The organism is Novosphingobium sp. BW1, from assembly GCF_008107685.1.
In the GTDB taxonomy this organism is placed as follows: domain Bacteria; phylum Pseudomonadota; class Alphaproteobacteria; order Sphingomonadales; family Sphingomonadaceae; genus Novosphingobium.
The window spans coordinates 132923-155054 of the sequence record NZ_VIRF01000082.1 but is presented as its reverse complement, the minus strand read 5'-3'; the positions used below and the strand labels follow the sequence as shown (position 1 = coordinate 155054).

18 protein-coding genes are annotated in these 22132 nt (G+C 66.4%); 12 read left to right on the top strand and 6 right to left on the bottom strand.

Features of this window, described 5'->3' with window-relative positions:
- Positions 1–90: 90 nt before the first annotated feature.
- From FMM79_RS15435 to FMM79_RS15425, 3 genes are read right to left on the bottom strand one after another with little or no spacing between them, the layout of a single operon-like run.
- Positions 91–876, bottom strand: coding sequence for a molybdopterin-dependent oxidoreductase (locus FMM79_RS15435; protein WP_240339239.1), 786 nt, complete (start codon positions 874–876; stop codon positions 91–93).
- The gene (locus tag FMM79_RS15430) at positions 873–1721 is read right to left on the bottom strand and encodes a cytochrome b/b6 domain-containing protein (protein WP_148628343.1); all 849 of its coding nucleotides are present in this window, start codon (positions 1719–1721) and stop codon (positions 873–875) included. Before FMM79_RS15430 ends, FMM79_RS15435 begins: the two co-directional genes overlap by 4 nt.
- 21 nt (positions 1722–1742) lie before the next feature.
- Positions 1743–2159: a secondary thiamine-phosphate synthase enzyme YjbQ gene (locus FMM79_RS15425; protein ID WP_148628342.1), complete on the bottom strand. Its 417-nt coding sequence runs from the start codon at positions 2157–2159 to the stop codon at positions 1743–1745.
- Positions 2160–2278: 119 nt separating this feature from the next.
- Between FMM79_RS15425 and FMM79_RS15420 the strand changes: the two genes are divergently transcribed.
- From FMM79_RS15420 to mdoH, 4 genes are read left to right on the top strand one after another with little or no spacing between them, the layout of a single operon-like run.
- Positions 2279–3688, top strand: a complete 1410-nt coding sequence (locus FMM79_RS15420) for a TolC family protein (RefSeq protein WP_162528526.1) — start codon at positions 2279–2281, stop codon at positions 3686–3688.
- Positions 3681–4889, top strand: a complete 1209-nt coding sequence (locus tag FMM79_RS15415; protein ID WP_148628340.1) for an efflux RND transporter periplasmic adaptor subunit — start codon at positions 3681–3683, stop codon at positions 4887–4889. Before FMM79_RS15420 ends, FMM79_RS15415 begins: the two co-directional genes overlap by 8 nt.
- A 46-nt stretch (positions 4890–4935) precedes the next feature.
- A complete protein-coding gene (locus tag FMM79_RS15410; RefSeq protein WP_148628339.1) occupies positions 4936–6510 on the top strand; it encodes a glucan biosynthesis protein in 1575 nt (524 codons plus the stop codon).
- Entirely contained in the window at positions 6507–8351 is a 1845-nt protein-coding gene (gene mdoH / locus FMM79_RS15405; protein WP_148628338.1) for a glucans biosynthesis glucosyltransferase MdoH, read from the top strand. Before FMM79_RS15410 ends, mdoH begins: the two co-directional genes overlap by 4 nt.
- Positions 8352–8472: 121 nt before the next feature.
- Here the strand turns inward: mdoH and FMM79_RS15400 are convergent, their stop codons facing one another.
- The 3 genes from FMM79_RS15400 to FMM79_RS15390 are packed head-to-tail and all read right to left on the bottom strand — an operon-like array spanning position 8473 to position 13773.
- Positions 8473–10263 (bottom strand): acyl-CoA dehydrogenase C-terminal domain-containing protein, encoded by a 1791-nt coding sequence (locus FMM79_RS15400; RefSeq protein ID WP_148628337.1) that lies wholly within the window; start codon positions 10261–10263, stop codon positions 8473–8475.
- Between the two features lie 52 nt (positions 10264–10315).
- On the bottom strand, positions 10316–12640 hold the full coding sequence (locus FMM79_RS15395) for a 3-hydroxyacyl-CoA dehydrogenase/enoyl-CoA hydratase family protein (protein ID WP_148628336.1): 2325 nt from the start codon (positions 12638–12640) through the stop codon (positions 10316–10318).
- Positions 12637–13773, bottom strand: a complete 1137-nt coding sequence (locus FMM79_RS15390; RefSeq protein WP_148628335.1) for a thiolase family protein — start codon at positions 13771–13773, stop codon at positions 12637–12639. The genes FMM79_RS15395 and FMM79_RS15390 overlap by 4 nt, the downstream gene beginning before the upstream one ends.
- Before the next feature lie 224 nt (positions 13774–13997).
- Between FMM79_RS15390 and FMM79_RS15385 the strand changes: the two genes are divergently transcribed.
- From FMM79_RS15385 to FMM79_RS15350, 8 genes are all read left to right on the top strand, one after another.
- Positions 13998–14432, top strand: coding sequence for a DUF2147 domain-containing protein (locus tag FMM79_RS15385; RefSeq protein WP_148628334.1), 435 nt, complete (start codon positions 13998–14000; stop codon positions 14430–14432).
- Between the two features lie 59 nt (positions 14433–14491).
- Positions 14492–15790: an OmpP1/FadL family transporter gene (locus FMM79_RS15380; protein ID WP_148628333.1), complete on the top strand. Its 1299-nt coding sequence runs from the start codon at positions 14492–14494 to the stop codon at positions 15788–15790.
- Positions 15790–17499 carry a long-chain fatty acid--CoA ligase gene (locus FMM79_RS15375; protein WP_148628332.1) on the top strand — a complete coding sequence of 570 codons (1710 nt, stop codon included), beginning with the start codon at positions 15790–15792 and terminating at the stop codon, positions 17497–17499. Before FMM79_RS15380 ends, FMM79_RS15375 begins: the two co-directional genes overlap by 1 nt.
- Before the next feature lie 41 nt (positions 17500–17540).
- A complete protein-coding gene (locus FMM79_RS15370) occupies positions 17541–17936 on the top strand; it encodes a MerR family DNA-binding transcriptional regulator (protein ID WP_148628372.1) in 396 nt (131 codons plus the stop codon).
- A complete protein-coding gene (locus FMM79_RS15365; protein ID WP_148628331.1) occupies positions 17926–18795 on the top strand; it encodes an acyl-CoA thioesterase II in 870 nt (289 codons plus the stop codon). Before FMM79_RS15370 ends, FMM79_RS15365 begins: the two co-directional genes overlap by 11 nt.
- A gap of 146 nt (positions 18796–18941) precedes the next feature.
- Positions 18942–21269: a TonB-dependent receptor gene (locus FMM79_RS15360; protein WP_148628330.1), complete on the top strand. Its 2328-nt coding sequence runs from the start codon at positions 18942–18944 to the stop codon at positions 21267–21269.
- A gap of 108 nt (positions 21270–21377) precedes the next feature.
- Positions 21378–21641: a DksA/TraR family C4-type zinc finger protein gene (locus tag FMM79_RS15355; RefSeq protein ID WP_148628371.1), complete on the top strand. Its 264-nt coding sequence runs from the start codon at positions 21378–21380 to the stop codon at positions 21639–21641.
- Positions 21642–21765: 124 nt separating this feature from the next.
- The gene (locus tag FMM79_RS15350) at positions 21766–21996 is read left to right on the top strand and encodes a hypothetical protein (protein WP_148628329.1); all 231 of its coding nucleotides are present in this window, start codon (positions 21766–21768) and stop codon (positions 21994–21996) included.
- Positions 21997–22132 lie beyond the last annotated feature (136 nt).

The window sequence follows — 22132 nt, the reverse complement described above, 5'->3', positions numbered from 1 at the left end:
TGAGGACGCACCCGCGCACGATTACCCATGCCCGGTGCGCGCAAACCGAATTTTCCGTCGCAGGCGAGCAGACTGGACCGCTCCTCTCCCTCAGATTCCCGCGTACCAGGCGTAGTCGCCCACGTCTTCCCAATAGCCGCCCTTGCCCCCGTAGACGTCCTGGAGGCTGTCCACGGCGACGATACGGGTCACGAACTTGGCGTGCTTGTAGCCCAGCTGGCGCTCGACCCGCAGGCGCAACGGCGCCCCGTGCGCCTCTTCGAGCGGGGCGCCGTTCATCTGCCAGGCGAGGATCGTCTGGGGGTGGAAGGCATCGGCCAGATCGATCGATTCGTAGTAGGGCCGCCCGTGGTATAGGTCCGCGCAGTGGAAGACGATGTAACGCGCCTGCTCGGACAGACCGGCAAGCCTGAGCACCCCCCTCAGTTGAGGCCCCCGCCACTGGCCAATCGCGCTCCACCCCTCGACACAGTCGTGCCGAGTGATCTGGCTGCGCTGGGGCAGGTCCTTGAGCGCGGCGAGCGAGAGGTCGAGTGGACGGGCCACCAGGCCTTCGACGCGCAAAGTCCAGCCCGCGAAGCCCTCACCCAACTGGCGGCGGTAGGCGGCATCGGCCACGCCCCGGCTGCCGTTGGCGCGAAAGCGCGGCGAAAGATCGGCCCGGGTGTATTCCCGCGCCAGCGCCTCGCCACCAAGCGCGCGCTGGCTCCAGCGGTGCAGGCCTTCGGCGCGGGTGAGAACACCCTTGGCCGCATCCGCGCGCCACAGGTCGTCGCACCCGGACAGGGCAAAGCCGCCTACCGCCACGGCGCCGCCACGAAGAAGCCCCCGACGCGAGACGGCAAGACCGCCACGGGGGCGCAGGATCCGGCTCACGATGGCTCCTTTTCAATTCGCATCCGTCCGGTCACGATGGCCCGCAGATGCTTGATCGGGCCTGCCAGCACCACCATGGCCATGTGAACACCAAAGAAGAGCACAAGGCCGAAGGCGAAGACGAAATGTAGCGACCGCGCAGTCTGACGCCCGCCTACGGCTTGGGTCAGGAGCGGCGCCCAGGCGTCCGTGCCCGGCGACATGGCAAGCCCCGTTGCGATCATGCCCGGCAGCAGGATGAAGAGCACGCTGGCATAGGCGAGCTTCTGCAGAACCGAGTAATGCCGCGCGGCCTCTCCCCGGGGAAAGCGCAGCCGCGCGTGGGCCGTCACGTCCCGCCATATCGCGCGCGGGTGCCATTCTTTGCGCGCGATATGGATATCGCGCCTCAGATGGCCGTTCAACAGCGACCAGAGAAGATAGCCGAGCAGCCCCAGCGCCAGGCCCCAGGCGAAAGCCAGGTGCCAGATCCGCGCGAGCGCCAGGCTGTAACGCGAGGGCAGCGTCATCCAGTACGGAAAGGCGCGGCGCTGCAGGCGCCCGTCCTGGTCCTCCCACAATCCCAGCGCCCCGGTTGTCTCCACGCGAAAATTGGCGACCTGCACGAACCCGAATTCACGCGCGCCAATCCGCGCCGAGGAGACCTTCAGCCAGGACGCGTCGTAGTTCGCGCCATACTCCCCCCAGTAGAGGCGCGGATGCGCGTTGAAGATCATCAGGCCGCTCATCAGGAGAACGAGCAGGGTCAACGCGTTGAGCGCGTGCCACAGGCGCGTCGAGAGGCGATGGCGCAGGATCACCCTGCTACCACCTTGCTCGCTCTCCTGTACCTTGGTGCCTGCCACGTTCGCTCCTTCGTACCCCTGTTATGCCCCGATCAGATGAACCGCGACTTGCCGATGGTGCGGGCGGAGGCGGTGCTCGGCCAGATAAATGCCCTGCCAGGTGCCCAGCGCAAGGCGCCCCCCGATGATCGGGATCTGCAGGTTCACGCCTGTCAGAATGGCGCGCAAGTGCGCGGGCATGTCGTCGGGCCCCTCGTCGTCATGACGGTAATGATGGCCTTCGGGCGCGAGGCGATCAAGCCAATCGACAATGTCCCGGCGTACTTCGGGCGCCGCGTTTTCCTGGATCAGAAGTGAGGCCGAGGTATGGCGGCACAGCAGAGTAAGCAAGCCCTGCTCCACCTGCGCGCCGCGCGCCCAATCCGCCACCTCGCGGGTGATCTCGACAAGACCGCACCCTGTGGTTGCAAAAGTCAGAATATCGCTTGCCTGTTTCATGATCTTTCCTGTGTGCCTGCGCCCATGCGCGCCTGCAAGCACCCCGCTTCGTACATTCTTGTACAGTCGGCGGAAACATTTGCAGTCTCCATGTGTCTAGTCACAGGAGACGGGACCGCTTGGTCCTTGAGGATTTCGCGCAAGCGTGGGGGGTATTCAAGGTGACGAAGGGCAATCGGGCCTCACGCCCGACACGGTCGGTCGAACAGACCTCGCGCATCGCGGGGTTTTTCCGCAAGGGCGATTGCCTTGGAAAGCAATTTCGCTATCGCAGCATCGTGCCCTACGCCTGCAAATCTTCCTCCCCGCGCCCTACCTTTGCTCTTGCGCTGACCTGCGCTATGGCCCTGTCGGCCTGTACCGGAACGACCGCGCGCACCACGCCTGCCTCCACCCTGGCCCCAGCGCCCGCCGCCGCGCGCGAACCGGCAGAACCCTACTGGTGGCGCAGCGCGGGCGATCCGCTGCTCGCCGAACTGGTCGAGACGGGCCTTGCGCAAAACCGCGACCTAACTTGCCAGGCGCTCGCACTGCGCCGCGCCAACGAACGCGCACGCTCACACGCGCGGCGCATCGACACGCGTATCGGACGCCTGTTCGACACGCGCGGCACCGATGTGGACGCCGCCGAGGAAGCCGCGCGCGCCTTCACCTATGCCGACAGGCGCGCCGACCTTGCCGCTCGGATCGCACGCCGCTACATCGCAACGCGCGAGCTGCAAGAGATGCTGGAAGCGCGCCGCAGCGCCCTTGCGACCACCCGCGACAACGCCGAAATCGCGGCCTTCCGCGAGGAAGCAGGCCTTGTCTCGGGCGTCGATACAGGTCTTGCCGGGACCGCGCTCGCCGCGAGCACCGATGATATCGGCACTCTCCAGAGCCGCTACGAGGACAGCCGCCATGCGCTCGCGCAGCTGGTCGGCCTCAGCGACGCGGCGCTGGAAGCCAAACTCGGCGAAACCGGACAGGTGCCCGACATTGGCGCGCTCCCGCCCGAAGAGAGCGCACCTGAAGACATTGCCCGGCGCGCTGACCTCCTCGCGCTCGAACGCCGCCTCATCGCGCACCTGATAACCAGCAAGGTGGGCGACGAGGACCTCGCCGCCGCGCTGGCCGATCTGAAGGACCCTGCCGCGCCCTCCCAAACCGACACCGCGACACCTGCGCGCGCCGTGGTCCGCCAGTGGCGCGAGGCGCGCGACGCCGCGCTCGACGAACTGGCGTCCAGCCGCGACCGCATGGCTCTCTCGGCCGAGCGGCAGACCAAGCTGGAAACAGCCATGACCCGGGCCCGCGAAACAGTCGAGGACGCGCGCCTGGCCTATCGCACCGGCACGGGCACGATGGCCACGCTTTATGTCGCCGAGGACGCCCTGCGCAAGCTGGGCGACGCGCGCATTTCCGCGCGCTCGGCCCGCGCGCAGGCAACTATCGGCAGCTGGGATGCACAAGGGTTAGGCTGGTCCGAGGCCGACCTCGCCCCCCCGGCCCCGCCCGCCGACGGCCCGGAGGTACTGGTCTGTGAGTAATGCCGAAACGCCCGCCCCACAGTCCACGGACAGCTCGCTCGACACGTTCCTGGGCGCAGCGCCCCGCCGAGGCCGCCGCCAGCTCATCAGCTTTGTCGTCCTCGTCCTTGCCATCATCGCTATTGCCACGCTCTTCGTGCGCTTCGTCGCGGGCAACGATGATCCCTACTACGTCGCCAGCATCACAAGCGGCGACTTCGTGCCGCGCCTCTCCCAAGCGGGCATGGTCCATGGCGCCGAGGAACTGCCGATCCGCGCACGCCTCGACGGACGCCTCGCCGATCTGCCGGTAAAATCAGGCGATACAGTAAAATACGGACAGGTCATCGCGCGGATCGAGGCCCCCGGCGGCGACGAGACGCTGGCCGCGCACGCGGCGCGCCTGACCTCGGCGCAGGCCGATGTCGAGGCTGCCGAGGTCTCTGTCTCGGAGACATCGACGCGCCTGGCCCGCTTCGAAAGGGTCTGGCGCGAATCCAACCACCGCGTGCCCTCCACCAACGAGATGGAAGGCGCCCGCGCCGATGCCCGCCGCGCCCGCGACGGCCTGGCTGCCGCGCAAGGGCGCCGCGATGCCGCGCAAAGCGACGTCGAGGCCGAGAAAGAGCGCGCCCGCGGCCGCGTGATCCGGGCGCCGTTCGCCGGCGTGGTCGTGGTCCACGATCTCAGCCAGGGCCAGGGCGTGTTGCAGGACATGCTGCTCTTCACGCTGGTCCATCCCGGCAGCCGGCTGACCTTACGCGTGCCGCTTGCCAGCAAGGCGGCGATGGCGCTGGAGCCAGGCGCCGAGGCCAGCGTGCGGCTCGAAGCCCAGCCCGACATCGCCCATACCGCTGTCCTAGACCGGATCGAGGAAGCAAGCGGCAAGCGCGTGGCCCACTTCCGCCTTACCGGCACGACCGAGGCCATCGAGCCAGGGATGGCCGCCCGCGTCGAGGTGGCGCTAGCGCCGCGCAGCAATGTCCTGCTCGTTCCCGACGCAGCGCTGGAGTTCCGCCCGGACACCGCGGGCGAGGCGATGGACGGTCGCGATTCGATCTACCTCGTGGGAGAGGATGGCAATCCGCGCCGCGTTTTCGTGACCGCGGGGGGCAGCGACGGCGGGCGCACCGAGGTGTTCTCGTCCCAACTGCAGGCCGGTGACGATGTCATCATCGGCTGGCGTGAGGCGCCCCGGGCGCCCGCCACAACAGGGACCTGACGCAAGCCATGAAACCGGGGGCATCAGACCGGAGTTCACGGACGTTATGCTGACCAAATCCTCTTCCAAGACCCCTGCCCACCTCCCGCTCAATCGCCGCGAGGCAGGCGGCCTGCTACTGGGACTGGCCACGGTCCTTGCCGGCGGCGCCTTTCCGCGCGCCGCGCTGGCCGCAGCCGAGCCCGCCGCCATGCTGGGCGATGCCGAGCCGTTCTCGTGGGATATCCTCGTGAAGCGTGCCCGCTCGCTTGCCAAGGCCGCCTATCAAACGCCCGAAGTCTCTCCCCGCACGGCGCAGGATTTCGACACGCTGGCGCGCCTCACCTATGGCGATGCCCATGCGGTGGCCAACGTCGTGCGCTTCTTCCCGACCGCTACCGCCGTCTCCCCCTATGCGGTTGGCATCGACATCGTGAGCGAGGGCATGGCCCGGCCCGTGGTCGACAATTCCAGCCTCTTCGTGGGCGAGGAAGAGGCGGATATCGCAGGCTTTCGGGTGATGGCCGCCGATGGCCACGCGGACTGGCTCTCGTTCATGGGCGCCAGCTATTTCCGCACGTCCGGTTCGCGCGACCAGTTTGGCATCTCCGCGCGCGGCCTCGCCATCGACACCGGCCTGGCCTCGGGCGAGGAATTTCCCCGCTTCACCCACTTCTGGATCGAGCAGGCGGGCGCCGACCACTTCGTCATCCATGCCCTTCTCGACAGCCCCTCGGTCGCAGGCGCCTACCGCATCGACACGCGCGGGGGCGGCGATGCCGGCGTGGTCCAGGACGTGAAGGCCAAGCTGTTCTTCCGCAAGGATGTCCAGCAGCTGGGCATTGCGCCCATGTCGAGCATGTTCTGGTTCGACCAGGCCAGCCGTTCCTATCCGCGCCCGCCGCGCGGGCCCGACTGGCGCCCGGAGGTCCACGACAGCGACGGCCTGTTGATCCGCGCGGGCAACGGCGAGCAGGTCTGGCGCCCGCTGGAAAACGCACTCCACCCGATTACCTTCAGCTTCACCGCCGATGATCCGTCCGCCTTTGGCCTGCTCCAGCGCGATCAGACCTTCGACCACTACCAGGACGATGGCTCCTGGTACGACCGGCGCCCCTCGCTCTGGATCGAGCCGACTTCGGACTGGGGCAAGGGCGCGGTCCGGCTCTACGAGATGCCGACCGACAACGAGAACCAGGACAACGTCGCGGCCTTCTGGACCCCGGCCGAGCCCGTGCGCGCGGGCGATGAAATGGCCTTCGGCTATCGCCTCACCTGGACCTCCCAGGATCCGAGCCAGAGCGCCATCGCCCGGTGCATCAACGACTGGCAGGGCAAGGCCGGGCTTGCCGATGGCCCCACCATCCCCGGCGCGCGCAAGTTCGTGTTCGACTTTGCAGGGCCCGCGCTCGCCGGGCTTGACCGTGGGAGCGGTGTCGAAGTCGTCGCCGAAGCGCCGCACGAGGCAATCCTTGCGCGCGAGGTCCACCCGGTGGTCGGCCAGGAGAACACCTGGCGCGTCAAGCTCGACGTGCGCATGGGCGACCCGCAAGGCCGGGGGAACCCGATGGACCTGCGCCTGTTCCTGAAGCAGGGCGACAACGCCCTCTCCGAAACCGTGATAAAGACCCTGAACGTATGACCATGGCCCCGCCGCCCGCGCAGCCCCCGCGTCCGCTTCCCGACGAAGCGCCGCTGGAGATGCCGATACAGCGCCTTGATGGCCCGCCTCCGGGCTCCATCGAGGTGAAGACGCAGCCGCCGGGCATGGCTATGAAGCGCCTCCTCCTGATCACGCTGACCGCCGTGATCGGCCTTGCCGCGTCGAGCGAACTGCGCTTTGCATTCTCGCGCGACGGGCTTGATGCCTTCGAGGTCGCACTCCTTGTCTTCTTCATTCCGCTCTTCACCTGGATCGCCTTCGGGTTCGTGAGCTCAACGGTCGGCTTCCTGAAGCTCATTTCGGGCGAGCATCCCGGCTTCACCGCGATTCCCAGCCCCGCTCAGTCGCTCTCCAAGCGCACTGCGGTGCTGATGCCAGTTTACAACGAGAGCGTGGAGGAGGTCTTCGCCCGCGTGCGCGCCATGGCCCGCTCCATCGATAAGGCGGGCGGCGCGCCGTGGATCGATTTCTTCGTGCTCTCCGATTCCAACGAGCTGTCCGGAAAGCGCGAATACGCTGAGTGGCTTGAGGTCGCCGCCGAGGCGCCGATCAACGTCTACTACCGCCGCCGCGAGAAGAACATCGCTCGCAAGCCCGGCAACATCGCCGAATGGGTGCGCCGCTTCGGCGGAGCCTACGAATGCATGCTGGTGCTCGACGCGGATTCGATGATGAGCGGGGATTCGATCGTGGGCATGGCCTCGATCATGGAGGAGCGCCCTTCCATCGGCCTGCTCCAGACCGTGCCCATGATCATCAACGCGCGCACCCTGTTCCAGCGCTGGATGCAGTTCGCGAGCGAGGCTTACGGCCCCATCGCGTCTGCGGGCCTCTTGTGGTGGTCGGGTTCGGAATCGAACTTCTGGGGCCACAACGCCATCGTGCGCACGCGCGCCTTTGCCGAAAGCTGCGGGCTCCCTGAACTGGCCGGCGAGGGCCCCTTCGGCGGGCACATCCTCAGCCACGACATGCTGGAATCCGCGCTGCTGCGCCGCCGTGGCTGGGCGGTTCACATGGTCATGATCGGCGGCTCCTACGAGGAGTTCCCTCCCACCGTCGTCGACATGGCGATCCGCGATCGGCGCTGGATGCAGGGCAATCTGCAGCACCTCCAGCTTCTCGCCAGTTCGGGCCTCACCTGGACGCATCGCCTGCACCTGCTGGTGGGCGCTTCGGCCTACCTGACCTCGCCGGGCTGGCTGCTGCTGCTCATTGTCACCATCGCGCAGACGGCAGGCCAGATGGGCGCCGGATTCGTCGGCACCGCGCCGCCCAGCGTGCTGTGGCTGACGGTCGTGCTGCTGTTCGGGCCCAAGGCGATGGGTCTTGTCTGGATGCTTTCGGATGCCAAGCGCCGCGCGGCCTTTGGCGGCCCCGGCACAATCCTGCGGTCGGTGGCCGCCGAGGTCCCGCTCGCCGTCCTGTTCGCGCCGATCACCATGGTCACGCAGACCAAAGCGCTGATGGGCCTGCTCTTCGGTATCTCGGCAGGCTGGTCGACGCAGGCGCGCGAGGCGCGGCGCATCTCGGTGCGCGAGATCATCCCCGATCTTCGCGAGCACATCGCGCTTGGCCTGCTGTTCGGCGCGACAGCCTTCCTCGATCCGGTCACCGCGATTTGGCTCTCGCCGCTGACACTGGGCCTGCTCGCCTCGCCCTGGTTCATCAGCCTGACGTCGCATTCCTCTCAAGGTGCGCTGGAAAAGCCCACCCGGCTCTTCAAGGTCCCCGATCCCACCATCGACGACCAGGCCGAGAAGCGCGCGCATCCCGTGCCCGCCGCTGCGCACACCAGCCCGGAAACCAGCCACGCACCATGACGAACACCCGGGACCGCCCTTGCAGGCAATCCCGGGTGTTCTCCTTTCGGTTGGCGCGACCCGACCGGTTGGCCCCTCCTTATCCCGCCGCGCCGGACTGCGGCGGGAACCGGCTGGAGTGTCAAAAGGCGTCTGCCTCCAATTCCATCATCGAGCCCTTGCCCGACTTGATGGCGAGAAAGGCCGCCGTTGCCTGGGGCAGCAGGCGGTCGAAGAAGAACCGCGCGGTCGTGATCTTGGCCTTGTAGAAGGCCGCATCCTCGGCGCCCTCGGCCAGCTTGGCCCGCGCGATCTGCGCGGCCTTGGCGAAGGTATAGCCCATCGCGACAAGGCCGATCAGGCGCAGGTAGTCGGTGGCGGCGGCGGCAGCTTCCTCGGGGTCCTTCATGCCCTTCTGGGCAATCGTGCCGGTCGAGAGCTGGAGCGCGCCGAAGGCCTTTTCCAGCCCCTCGATCATCTTTCCGAAGTCCGCATCCTCCTTGTTCGCCTCGACAAAAGCGGCGACCGGATGGAAGAACGATCGCAGATAACGGCCCATGTGCGCGGGCATCTTGCGCCCGACAAGGTCGAGCGCCTGGATGCCGTTGGTGCCTTCGTAGATCATCGCGATGCGCGCATCGCGGGCGAACTGCTCAACGCCGCTCTCCGCGATATAGCCGTGGCCGCCATAGACCTGGACGGCGAGATGCGCGGCCTCGTGGCCAAGGTCGGTGAAGAGCGCCTTCACGACCGGCGTCATCAGCGCGATGAAGTCCTGCGCCCGCGCCTTGACCTCGGGATCGGTCGAATAGCGCTCGGCATCGAGCGCGCGGGCGACCCACGCGCCGATAGCGCGGCTGCCTTCGTTGTAGGCGCGCATCGTCATCAACATGCGGCGCACGTCGGGGTGGACGATGATCGGATCGGCCGCAGCGTCAGGGTTCTTCACGCCCGAAAGTGAGCGCCCCTGGATGCGGTCCTTGGCATACCACACCGCCGACTGGTAGGCGGCCTCGCCCACGCCAAGGCCCTGGATGCCGACCGAGACGCGCTCGGTGTTCATCATCGTGAACATCGCTTCCATGCCCTTGTGCGGCTTGCCCACGAGCCAGCCCACGCTGTCCTCGAAGTTGAGCTGGCAGGTGGCCGACGCCTTGAGACCCATCTTGTGCTCGATCGCCTGGACCGAAACGCCGTTTGCCGGGCCCGGCGTGCCGTCGTCCTTGGGCAGGTACTTGGGCACCAGGAACAAGCTGATCCCCTTCACGCCGGGAGGCGCATCGGGCATGCGCGCGAGGACAAGGTGCACGATATTCTCGGTCAGGTCATGCTCACCCGCCGAGATGAATATCTTGGCGCCAGTCAGCTTGTAGGAACCGTCATCCTGCGGCACGGCCTTGGTGCGCAACATCCCAAGGTCCGTGCCGCAGTGGGGTTCGGTCAGGCACATGGTGCCCGACCATTCCCCGGAAACCATCTTCGGCAGGTAGGCCTGCTTCAATTCATCGCTGGCGTAGCCCTCGATCGCGGTGGTCGCGCCGTGGGTCAGGCCGGGGTAGAGGCTGAAGGACAGGTTGGCCGAGCAGATCATCTCCTCGGTCAGCTTGTTGACGGCCTCGGGCAGGCCCTGCCCGCCCCATTCCGGGTCGGAGGCCAGCGCGCACCAGCCGCCTTCGCGGAACACATCGTAGGCTTCCTTGAAGCCCTTGGGCGTGCGCACGACGCCGTTTTCCAGCGTGCAGCCCTCGATGTCGCCGCTGCGGTTCAGGGGCAGGAGCACTTCCTGCGCGACCTTGGCCGCCTCTTCCAGGATCGCGCCGGTGAGGTCCGGCGTGAATTCGGACAGCGCCTCCAGATCGCCGAACCCGTCGTCGGCGTGAAGCTCGTTCAGCACGAACGCCATGTCGCGCAAGGGGGCCTCGTATACCTGCATCTCAACTCTCCTCGCGGGGGATACGCCGGGCGCGTCCCCCGATTATGTTCTATCAGTTGCGCAGCGGCTTGCCGGTCTCGAGCATATGCTCGACGCGGGCAATCGAGCGCGGCTCGCGCACCAGCTTCATGAACGCGTCGCGCTCCAGTTTCAGCAGTTCCTGCTCGCTTACGGTGTCGACCAGATCGGCCTCGCCGCCGGTCAGGACCTCGGCCAGGGCGTCCGAGACGACGAGGTCGTACTCGGTCGCAAGCCCGCGCTTGCGGAAGCTTTCTGCCGCCATCGAGAGGCCGACGCGGCCGCTGTCGCCGGGGAGCCGGAACTCGGGCACCTCGGGCGGGGAGTACCCCTCCACCAGCGAGAGCGCCTTCTGCTTGGCATCGTAAAGCAGGCGGTCGCGGTTCATGGTGATCCCGTCATCGGGACGCAGGAACAGCATTTCCTTGGCCTGCGCAGCCGACTTGGAGACGGTTGCAGTCGATACGGTCTCGAACACCTTGGCAACGGGCGGCATCGGGCCCTTGGGCATCTTTGCCGCGTTGCGCGCGCGCAGGAGCATCTCGCCATTGCCGCCCCAGCCGGGCACCAACCCGACGCCGCATTCGACGAGGCCGGTGTAAAGCTCTGCGTGGGCCTGCACCGCATCGCAGTGGAGCAGGATCTCGCAGCCGCCGCCCAGCGCCATGCCCGCAGGAGCGCCGACGACCGGGAACGGAGCGTACTTCAGGCCCTTGTAGGCCATCTGTCCACCCGCCACGAGTTTCTCGATCTCGGAATAGGCCGCGATGTTGACCGCGAACATGGCCAGCCCCAGGTTCGCCCCGGCCGAGAAATTGTCGGCGTCGGTATAGACCACCAGCGCCTTGTACTTCTCCTGGACAAGCGGCAGCGCCTTGGTGATGAGCTTCATCACCTCGCCGTCCAATGCGTTCATCTTGCCGGTGAATTCCAGCGCGACCACGCCCTCGCCGATGTCCCAGAGTGCCGCCGACGCGTTCTTGAGAAGCGGCTGCGAGGCCAGCTTGAAATCGGCAAGACGCAGCACGCCTTCAGGACGCACGATGGCGTGGTATTCGCCATCAAGCCCCAGATACTCGCGCGCGCCGTTCTCGACACGGTAGAAGCTGCGCTCACCCGCCACCTTGAGGATCTCGGGAACCGGCTGGCCCTCGTCCTCCAGGCGCTTGGCGAGATAGGCCGCGCCCAGAACGTCGATCATCTCGAAGGGGCCCTGCTTCCAGTTGTAGCCCAGCTTCATCGCATCATCGATGGCGACCACGTCGTCCGCCGCCTCGGGCACCAGGCTCGCCGCGTAGGCCAGCGTGCCGCCCAGGATCGCCCAGGCGTATTCGCCGATCTCGCCCTTGGTCTCGACCAGCTTGCGCAGGTTGCCCTTGGCCGCAGCGCCGCGCGGGCCTGCCGGACGGGTAACCGCGCGATACTCGCCCGTGGCAAGGTCGATGACCTCCTTCTGGCGGCCCTTCTCCTTGTTGAGGCGGTAGAATCCCCCTTTGCCCTTGCGACCGGTGTAGCCGTCCGCGATCATCCTCTGGATGAGCGGAATGTCGCGCGCGATGGCCTGGTAGGGGTCATCCTTGGCCAGCGTCGAGGTGAGGCTCGCCTGAAGGTGCGGCATGAGGTCGATGCCGACAAGGTCGACAAGGCCGAAGATGCCGGTCTTGGGAACGCCCATGGGCTTGCCCGCCACAACATCGGCCACTTCCACCGAAATCCCCATGTCGAACGCAGCGTTGAGGCCAAGTTGGATCCACAAGGTGCCGATGCGATTCGCAATGAAACCGGGCGTGTCCTTGGCCGCCACGACCGTCTTGCCCAGCTTCACGTCGGCGAACTGCTCGACCTTCGCCGCCACATCCGTTGCCGTCGCCGGACCGGTCACGATCTCCATCAGACGCATGTAACGCGGCGGATTGAAGAAGTGGGTGATGAGGAAGTCGGCCTTGAAGGCGTCCGAGCGCCCTTCGACAAGGTTTGCGAGCGGGATCGTCGAAGTGTTCGATGAGACCGCCGTGCCGGGCTTCTTGAGCGCCTCGAGCTTTTCATAGAGGCCCTGCTTGATGTCGAGACGCTCGATCACCGCCTCGATGATCCAGTCGCACGTTGCGACCTTCTCAAGATGGTCCTCGATATTGCCGGTCTCGACCAGCTTGGCCGCCGACTTGCTCATGAAGGGCGCAGGCTCGGTCTTGAGCATCTTGGCGACCGCGCCTTGCGCGATGGCGTTGCGGTTGGCCCCGTCCTTGGGGACGATGTCCAGCAGGAGTACGGGGACACCGGCGTTAGCGACCTGCGCCGCAATGCCCGCGCCCATGGTGCCCGCACCGATCACACAGACTTTCTGGATGGGCTGGGTCATTCCACTGCCTCCAGAACCGTCGCGATGCCCTGCCCACCGCCAATGCACTGGCTGGCGAGCGCGTACTTGCCGCCCTCGCGCTTCAGGAGCGAGGCCGCCTTGCCGACAATGCGCGCGCCGGTTGCGCCGAGCGGGTGACCAATGGCAATGGCGCCCCCGTCGATGTTGGTCTTCGCGGTATCGAGACCCAGGTCCTTGATGCAGGCGATGGCCTGCGAGGCGAAAGCCTCGTTCAGTTCGACGACATCAAGGTCCGCCGCCGAGATCCCGGCGCGCTCCATCGCCTTCTGGCTGGAGAGGATAGGCCCGAGGCCCATCGTCTCGGGCGCGCAACCCGAAATCGCGACCGACTTGATGCGGGCCAGGATCGGCAAGCCATGCGCCTTCGCGTAGCTTTCCGTGGTGACCAGCACGGCGCTCGCGCCATCGGTCAGCGGCGAGGAGGTGCCCGCCGTCACCGAACCCTTGGCGTCGAACGCGGGCTTTAGCCCGGCGAGGTCTTCCGCCGTGGTCCCTCCACGGATGGTGCCGTCCTGTTCGACCAGGCCAGCCTTGGTCTCGATGGGCACGATCTCATCAACAAACTTGCCCGCATCGCGTGCGGCGCTGGCGCGCTTCTGGCTCTCTACGGCGAGCGCTTCCTGGTCGCTGCGCGAAATCTGGTACTTGGTGGCGACGTTCTCGGCGGTCTCGCCCATAGCCATGTAGGCGGCCGACGTTTCGGCGAGCGCGCGGTTGGGCATCGGATTGAAGCCCATCATCGGCACCCGGCTCATCGATTCGATGCCCGCGCAGATGAAAGCCTCGCCCGCACCCACGGCGATCTGACCCATGGCGATGTGGATCGCGCTCATCGACGAGCCGCAGAAGCGGTTGACGGTCATGCCGCCCACCGAGAGCGGCAGGTCCGAAAGGAGGCCGATCAGGCGCGCCACGTTGAGGCCCTGCTCGCCCTCGGGAAACGCGCAGCCCACTATGAGGTCCTCGATGTCGGCGGCTTCCACGCCGGTCCTGGCGATCAAGCCGCGCACGACCTGCGCCGCCAGGTCATCGGGACGGACGCGGGCCAGCGCGCCCTTGTTGGCCAGGTGAAAGGGGGAGCGGGCGTAACCCACAATGACGACGCTATCCATGCATTCTCTCCACAGGCGCACCCGGTTCGTTCGAATCCCTCTGGCGGCGATTCCGTCAACGTCCGGATCTGAATCTTCTCGATGTCTTCCCTAAGGGTGCAATTCTTTCCCTATACGTCAAGCAAAATTTGCGCTATCGAATCCTCAACACGGCAGGCCGTGGCCCGGTTCCCAACCCGGGTCACGGTCGAGACCGTGGGAAGAGAGAGGATGAAAGATTGCGCATGCACACCAGCAAACCCGCGCTTCTTGCGCTTGCTGCCGGGCTTGGCCTGGCCGCACCTGCGCAGGCGGCCAGCGCCGATTCGGCGCTCGGCACCTGGCGCACTCCATCGAAGAACGGCACCATCGAGATTTCGCGCTGCGGCGCCTCGATCTGCGGCCGCCTCGTCAGCTCGGACAACCTGAAGAAGAACCCGAACCTGCGCGACGTCAACAATAACGACGAAGCCAAGCGGGACCGCAAGCTGCAGGGCCTGCAGATCATCGGCGGCTTCGAGAAAAACGGCGACAAGTGGGAAAAAGGCTCGATCTACAACCCCGAAGACGGGGGCACCTACAAGGCCACGATCTCGCTTGAGGGCCCCGACACGCTCAAGCTGAAGGGCTGCATCGTGTGGCCCTTGTGCAAGACCCAGACCTGGACGCGGATCGACTAGCCCCCTTCGCGCGTTAACGTCTTACGACAACAAAATATCCTTCTTGGGAGAGAAGACACATGACACGAATGACAGGGCGGGTCGCCCTTTGCACGGCGGTATCGTTCTGCGCATTGGGCGCGGCGAGCACGGCCCATGCGCAAGGTTTCTATCTTCAGGAGCAGTCGGTGCGCGGACAGGGCCGCGCGTTTTCGGGCGAAGCCGCCGACACGGGCGTGGAATCGATCTGGTGGAATCCGGCCTCCATTGCCGGGATGGAAGGGGGCGAAGCCTCCCTTCACGCAAGCGCCATCCTGCCGCGCGGCAAAGTCCGCGATGAGAACACGCTGATCGTGCGCCCCGGGACCGCGCCGACCCCTGTTGGCGGCGATCCGGTGGCCAAGGACCCGATCAACACCGGCGTCCTGCCATCCGGCGCAATTGCCTATGGCTTTGGCAAGCTCGCCGTCGGCCTTGCGGTCAGCGCCCCCTACAACTTCACAACCGACTATTCGGAAGACAGCTGGGCGCGCTATACCGCCGACAAGACCGAGCTGCGCACCATCGACATCCAGCCCACCGTCGCGGTCGAACTGGCGCCGGGCCTTCATCTGGGCGCTGGCCTCAACATCCAGCACGCCAAGGCCGAACTGTCGAACTACCTGCCCAACCTGTCCGCCGCCCTTCCCGACGGGCACCAGCGCCTCAAGGGCGATGGCTGGAACACCGGCTGGTCGGTTGGCGCGCAGATGCACCGCAGCCCGGTCTCGCTCGGGCTCTCCTACAAGTCGGCGATCAAGCACAAGCTCGACGGTACGCTCACCAATTCTGGATTGCTGGGGCCGCTGGCCGGGCAGAACATGGAAGTGGCTACCAGCGCGACCTTCTCCACGCCTTGGCAGGCGATCGGTTCGGTCCGTTACCGCGCGACGCCTGAGCTCACTCTCAACTTCCAGGCGGTGCGCGTGGGCTGGAGCGAATTCGATTCGATCGATCTGGGCGCCCCGATCAACACCTCGATCCCCGAAGGCTACCGCGACATCTGGACTGTGGCCGGCGGCTTTGACTACGCCATCGATCCCAAGTTCACCGTGCGCGGCGGCATCCAATACGGACAGACGCCCACGCGCGATGGTCACCGCGACGCGCGCGTGCCCGACAGCGACCGCCTGAATTTCTCGGCCGGTGCCAGCTACGCGGCCACTCGCAACCTGACGGTGGACTTTGCAGCCTCGTACATCAGCTTCGAGGACGCGCCGATCGACCGCACCACCGCCTCCTATGCAGGAACACCCGTGCAGACCCCGATCCTGGTGGACGGCACCTTGACTGATGCCTCCGCCCTCGTCTTCTCTCTTGGCGCAAGGATGACCTTCTGATGATGAGCGCGGCGCAGATGGGCGGCAACGACCGCCTGGCACAGACTTCCTCCCTCCCCACGGCGGACGAGATGCCCCCCATCGCGCCGCGCTTGCTGACCGACCTGCTCGACCATGCCGTCGAGGCCCACGGGGACTGGCACGCCGTGGACTTCATGGGCCGCAAGTGGACCTACCAGGAGATCGGTGAGCTTGCTCAACGCGCGGCGCGGGGGTTTCAGGACCTCGGCGTGGTCAAGGGCACGCGGGTCGGCCTGTGCCTGCCCAACACACCCTATTACGTGATCCTCTATTTCGCGATCCTACGCGTGGGCGGCGTCGTGGTGAACTTCAACCCGCTCTACACCGAGCGCGAGATGGCCCACCTCGTGGAAGATTCCGGCTGTGAAATCCTCGTCACCGCCGACCTGCAGGTCTCCATGCCCAAGGTCACGGACCTGCTTGGTAAGCACCAGTTGAAGCGCGTCGTCGTGTGCTCCTTTGCTGACGCCCTCCCTTCACTCAAGCGCGGCGCGTTCCTGCTCTTCAAGCGCCGCGACATCGTACCCTTCCCCGAGCATGACCTGCGCTTCATCGCCTACGACGATCTTGTCGCGCGCCGCTTCGCGCCCGATCCCGTCGCCCGCGATCCGCATGACCTCGCCGTTCTGCAGTACACCGGCGGTACCACCGGCGTCCCCAAGGGCGCGATGCTCACTCACGCAAACCTCACCGCCAATTCGGCGCAGATGCTCGCCCATGTCGGCCATATGCCCGAGACGCAGGAGCGCACGCTGGGCGTCCTCCCGCTTTTCCACGTCTTTGCACTGACGACCGTCCTCAACTACTCGATCGACACCGCGGCCGAAATGATCCTCTTGCCGCGCTTCGAGATGAAGTCCTTCCTCAAGACCGCGCTGCGCACCAAGCCGACCCAGTTCTTCGGGGTGCCCACGCTCTACACCGCGCTCAACGGCGAGGAGACGCACGGCGCCTTCTCCAGCGTGCGGGTGTGCATTTCGGGCGGTGCCCCGCTGCCGCTGGAAGTGCGCCACACCTTCGAGGAGCGAACCGGCGTGCGCGTGGTGGAAGGCTACGGCCTGTCGGAGGCCAGCCCGATCATAACCTGCAACCCGCTGGAGGGTGAGGTGAAGGACAACTCGTGCGGGCCCGCCTTCCCCGGCACGACCATCGAAATCCGCGATCCCGACAACCTGGAACGCCTGTGCGCGGTCGGAGAGAAGGGCGAGGTCTGCGCGCGTGGTCCCCAGGTCATGTCAGGTTATTGGAACCGCCCGGAGGAAAGCAAAAAGACCTTCACCCACGGCGCGCTGCGCACGGGCGACATCGGTTACATCGACGAAGACGGCTATCTCTTCCTCGTCGACCGCATCAAGGACGTGATCCTGTGCGGAGGCTACAACGTCTACCCGCGCATCATCGAGGAGGCGATCTACGAGCACCCGATGGTGAACGAGGCCGCAGTGATCGGTATTCCCCATCCCTATCGCGGGCAGGCCCCCAAGGCCTTCGTCGCACTCCACCCAGGCGACACGCTTTCGGATGAGGAACTGTTGGAATTCCTGCGCGAACGCCTTAACAAGATCGAGATGCCCTCCGCGATCGAATTTCGAGACTCGCTGCCCAAGACCCTTGTCGGCAAGCTTTCCAAGAAGGAACTCGTCGCCGAGGAAAACGCGCGCCGGGGCGAAACCGGGGAAGCGGCGTGAACGCGCTGGAGCCGGAACCCGACGGCGATCCGCCCCCCGACATGCTCGGCATCCAGGAGGCGGCGAGCCAGCTGGGCGTCACCATGCGCACCTTGCGCTTCTACGAGGACAAGGGCCTGATCTCGCCCCAGCGCGCGGGCACCATGCGCATCTATTCGCGCCGCGAGATCGGCCGCATGCAACTGATCCTGCGCGGCAAGCGGCTGGGCTTCACCATCCGCGAGATCAAGGATTTCCTCGACCTCTACGAAGTCGATCCCGAACATGTCGAGCAGATGCGCAACCTGCGCCAAAAAGTGCAGGAACGCATCAAGGATCTACGCAAGCAGAAGAAAGCGATCGAACAGACCTTGGACGAACTCGTCGCGATCGAGGCCGAAGCGAACTTCTGGATTGCCAAGTCCCGTCCTGATAAGGATGCCAGCGATGCTGGATAATCCGCCTGCCCCGCCCGTCGCAGCCCTGCGTGAACTCCTCACCATCGAGCGGCTCGACACCGATCTCTACAGGGCCCCGGCCAGCGACACGGGGCCCGGCCGGGTCTTCGGCGGACAGGTAGTGGCCCAGGCCCTGCGCGCGGCCGCCCACAGCGTGGAAGACGGCCGCCAGTGCCATTCGCTCCACGCCTACTTCCTGCGCGCAGGCGACGTGCGCAAGCCCATCATCTACCGCACCTTGCGTGACTATGACGGCGGCAGCTTCACCCACCGGCGCGTTGTCGCAATCCAGGACGGGCGCCCGATCCTGAACCTTGCCAGTTCCTTCCACCGCGCCGAGCCGGGCTTCGCGCATGCCCAGACCATGCCTGAACTGCCCGCGCCCGAGGACTGCCCCGATCTGGTGACGGCCCTCGCCGCCAGCGGACAGGCAATCTCGTCCGGCTCGCTGGTCAAGCTTGCCGCCTTCGAAGTGCGTGTCGCGCCCGAGGAAAGCGGCACTGGTGAGAGCGATGCCCTTCCCGCACAGCACTACTGGGTGCGCATGGCCAGCCCTATGCAGGCTGACCATGCGCTGCAGCGCGTGCTGCTGGCCTACATCAGCGACTTCGCGCTGCTGCGCACGACCTCGCTGCCGCACCCCACGCAGTTCTTCTCGCCCGGCCTCCAGGCCGCGAGCCTCGATCACGCCATGTGGTTCCACACCGATCCCGATGTCGATGACTGGCTGCTCTACACCATGGACAGCCCCTGGGCCGGGCACGCCCGCGGCTATGCGCGCGGCGCCCTCTTCGACCGCAAGGGCACGCTCGTCGCCAGCGCCACGCAGGAAGGTCTCATCCGCCCGATCGAGGGCTGAAGTCCTTGCAACGTTGAGACTAATCTGCGCCAGGCCACCACCGCCCCCACCTGTCGCTCCAGATTGGTCCTAGGTCCAATTGCGAGGATCGCTGCCCACTTCCTAGGCTCTCCCGACGAATTCGATCCAGGGAGAGATCAAGGATCATGCGCAGATGCTCCGCGATCGCGGCAGGCCTGTGGTGCGCGAGCCTCGCCGCCCGGGCCTCCGCCCAGACAGCCGTCCCCCGGACGGATGGCGACGAGGCCCCGACCATCGTCGTCACCGCGCCCGGCGGGCGCTTCGATCTCGACGATGCCATCCAGCTCGACGCCGCCGACATAACCCGCACGGGCACGCCGGACCTTCTGGGCGCGCTGACCCGCTCGCTGCCCGGCGCCAGCCTGCAGGACGCACAAGGCAATCCCTGGCAGCCCAATCTCGTATACCGCGGCTTCGTCGCTTCCCCGCTCCAGGGCCAGGCGCAGGGCATCGCGGTCTATCTCGACGGCGCCCGCTTCAACCAGCCCTTCGGCGATACGGTTGGCTTCGACCTCATCCCGGACGCCGCGATTCGCAGCGTCACACTTGCCGACCCCAGCCCCGCCTTTGGCCTCAACGCGCTGGGGGGGACAATGGTGCTGCAGACCGCAACCGGACGCACCGATCCGGGCATGGACGCCGCCCTTGCCACCGGCCGCTATGGTGAACAGACGATCAGCCTTTCGGCGGGGGGCAGCACCGGGGGCTTCAGCTATTTCGGGGCCTTCCAGTCCCGGCGTGAGCGCGGCTGGCGTGATTTCAGCCCCTCCAATCTCGTCAACGGCTACGCGGACCTTGGCCTTGATGGCACGGATGCAGGGGTCCATGTAAAATTCATCGCGGCCGACACCAACCTGACCGGCAATGGCGTAGCGCCTGTCGAACTGCTCGCCGTGCGCCGCCGCTCGGTCTTCAGCTGGCCGGACAATTCGCAAAGTCGCTATGGCCGGATCAGCATTCACCCCTGGGTCGCGCTTGGCTCGGACACCCGGATCGAGGCCACCGCCTACCGCCAGCGCCTCAGGGTCTCGACCCTCAACGGCGATGTCGCCGACATCGAGCCGTGCGAGGACGATGAAGCCCTGCTCTGCCTCGAAGCGGCAGGCGATGATGATGGCGAGGAAAGCTGGGTCCTGACCGACCCGTACGGCCAGCCGATCCCCGCCGTCCCGGGCATTGATGGCTACGGCGTCCTCAACATGGGCAATGTCCATACCCGCTCAATGGGCATGCTGGCCCAGATCATCGACGAGCGCGCCTTGTGGACCGGAGAAAACCACCTCGCGCTGGGCGTCAGCTACGATCTCAGCACCAGCACGTTTGGCGCAGACACCACGCTCGGTCTCCTGACCGAGGATCGCAGCGTCGAGGGACTCGGCCTCCGGATCGTGCAGGAGGAGGGCGCCATTGCGCCCGTGCGCCTCACCGCGACCACCCGCTACTGGGGCCTGTTCCTTGCCGACAGCCTGCCCCTGACCGACAGTCTGCGCACCGAAATTGGCCTGCGCTACAACCGCGCGCGCATCGAACTGATCGACGGCATCGGCACCGCGCTCAACGGCAACCACCATTTTGTGCGCCTCAATCCGGGAATCGAATTCGACTGGCGCGTGGCCCCGGCCCTCACCCTGCGCACCGGCTATACCGAAACCAACCGCACGCCCACCCCGGCCGAACTCTCCTGCGCGGACGAGAACGCGCCGTGCAGCCTCACCAACTTCTTCGTGGCCGACCCGCCCTTGAAGCAGGTCATCGCCAAGACCTTCGAACTGGGCGCGGCGGGCCAGATCGCACAGGGCGGATGGACCCTCGACTGGCTGGCCAGCGGCTGGCGCACCACCAACACCGACGACATCCAGTACGTCGCCTCCGAGGTGCGAGGCCGGGCCTACTTCCGCAACATGGGCTCGACCCGCCGCCAGGGCCTGGAACTGACCCTGAAGGCGCGAAACGGCGGTTGGCGCATCGCGGCCGGGTATGCCTTTACCGACGCCACCTTCCGCCAGGCGCTCACCGTATCTAGCCCCTCGCATCCCTTCGCCGACGCGGACGGCCAGATCCAGGTCCGTACCGGAGATCGCCTGCCTGGCATCGCGCGTCACGGCGCCACGCTCAGCACCGACTACGAAGGCGTATGGCGCAACCGGACCTTTTCCGTGGGCGGCGATGTCCTCGCCCGCTCGGGTCAGGGACTGGTGGGCGACGAGGCCAACCTCACCCCGCGTGTCCCCGGCTATATCCTGATCCACCTGCGCGCCAGCCTGGAACTGGTCCCGGGCCTCTCGCTCTTTGCCAACGTGCGCAACCTGCTTGACCGCGAATACGCCACGTTCGGCACGTTCAGCGAAGTCGACGAGGTCGACCTTGCCGAAGCCCCGGATGCGTCCGACCCGCGCGCCTATGGCCCGGGTGCCCCCCGCCGCTGGACCCTGGGCCTGCGCGCCCGCTTCTGACGATGCCCCTCTCTCCCCAGCGCATGAACGCGGTGTCTGGGGGAGACAACATTGAATCGCCCGCTTCGGGTCCCCACGTCGTTACCCACAATACGAATGGGAACGGATATGGCCGGTGGATGGTCGCGCGATGGCGCGGTGCAGGATCAGATTGATGACACGGTAAGCGACGCGGTGCGCGGCGCCCGCGCCCGGATCCCCGCTGGCGAGGGGCTCGAATATTGCGAGGAATGCGGCGAACCTATTCCCCCTCGCCGGCGCGAAGCCCTGCCGGGCGTGCGAACCTGCGTCGCCTGCCAGGGGCAACGCGACAAGACGATCGCCCATTCCCACATCAACCGGCGCGGCAGCAAGGACAGCCAATTGCGCTGACGCCAGCGCCGATGGGACCGACCTTCGCCACGCGAAGGTTGGCCCTCCACACCTCCCATTGACAGCTCGAGCGCCTACCCGCACCCGTGTTGGAATAGCCGACACGAACAGCTATGCGGTGGGCATGACGGCATCCGATCTCGAACACCTGCTGATAACGCGCCTCGTCCGGCAAAATGGCGGCACCACCCAGACCTGGCGCCGAGCCGTTGGCAAGGTCATCGTTCGCGACACGAAGACACACCCACATTGCAACTGGGACGTCAGGCCTGGAGGCACCGATGCCCAACGCGCCGCCATCGAAAGCCTGCTCGACGAAGTGCGGCTTGAATGTGCCTTCGTGGAAGCTGGCTAAACGCCGCACAGGCTTCGCTCTCGTCTTCGATGTCATGGGTAATCTGTACACCATGCCCGCGAGAGGCGGCGCGGCGACCCAGGTAAGCGAAGGGCTTGCTTTCGACAGCCAGCCGCGCTTCTCCGCCGATGGCCAC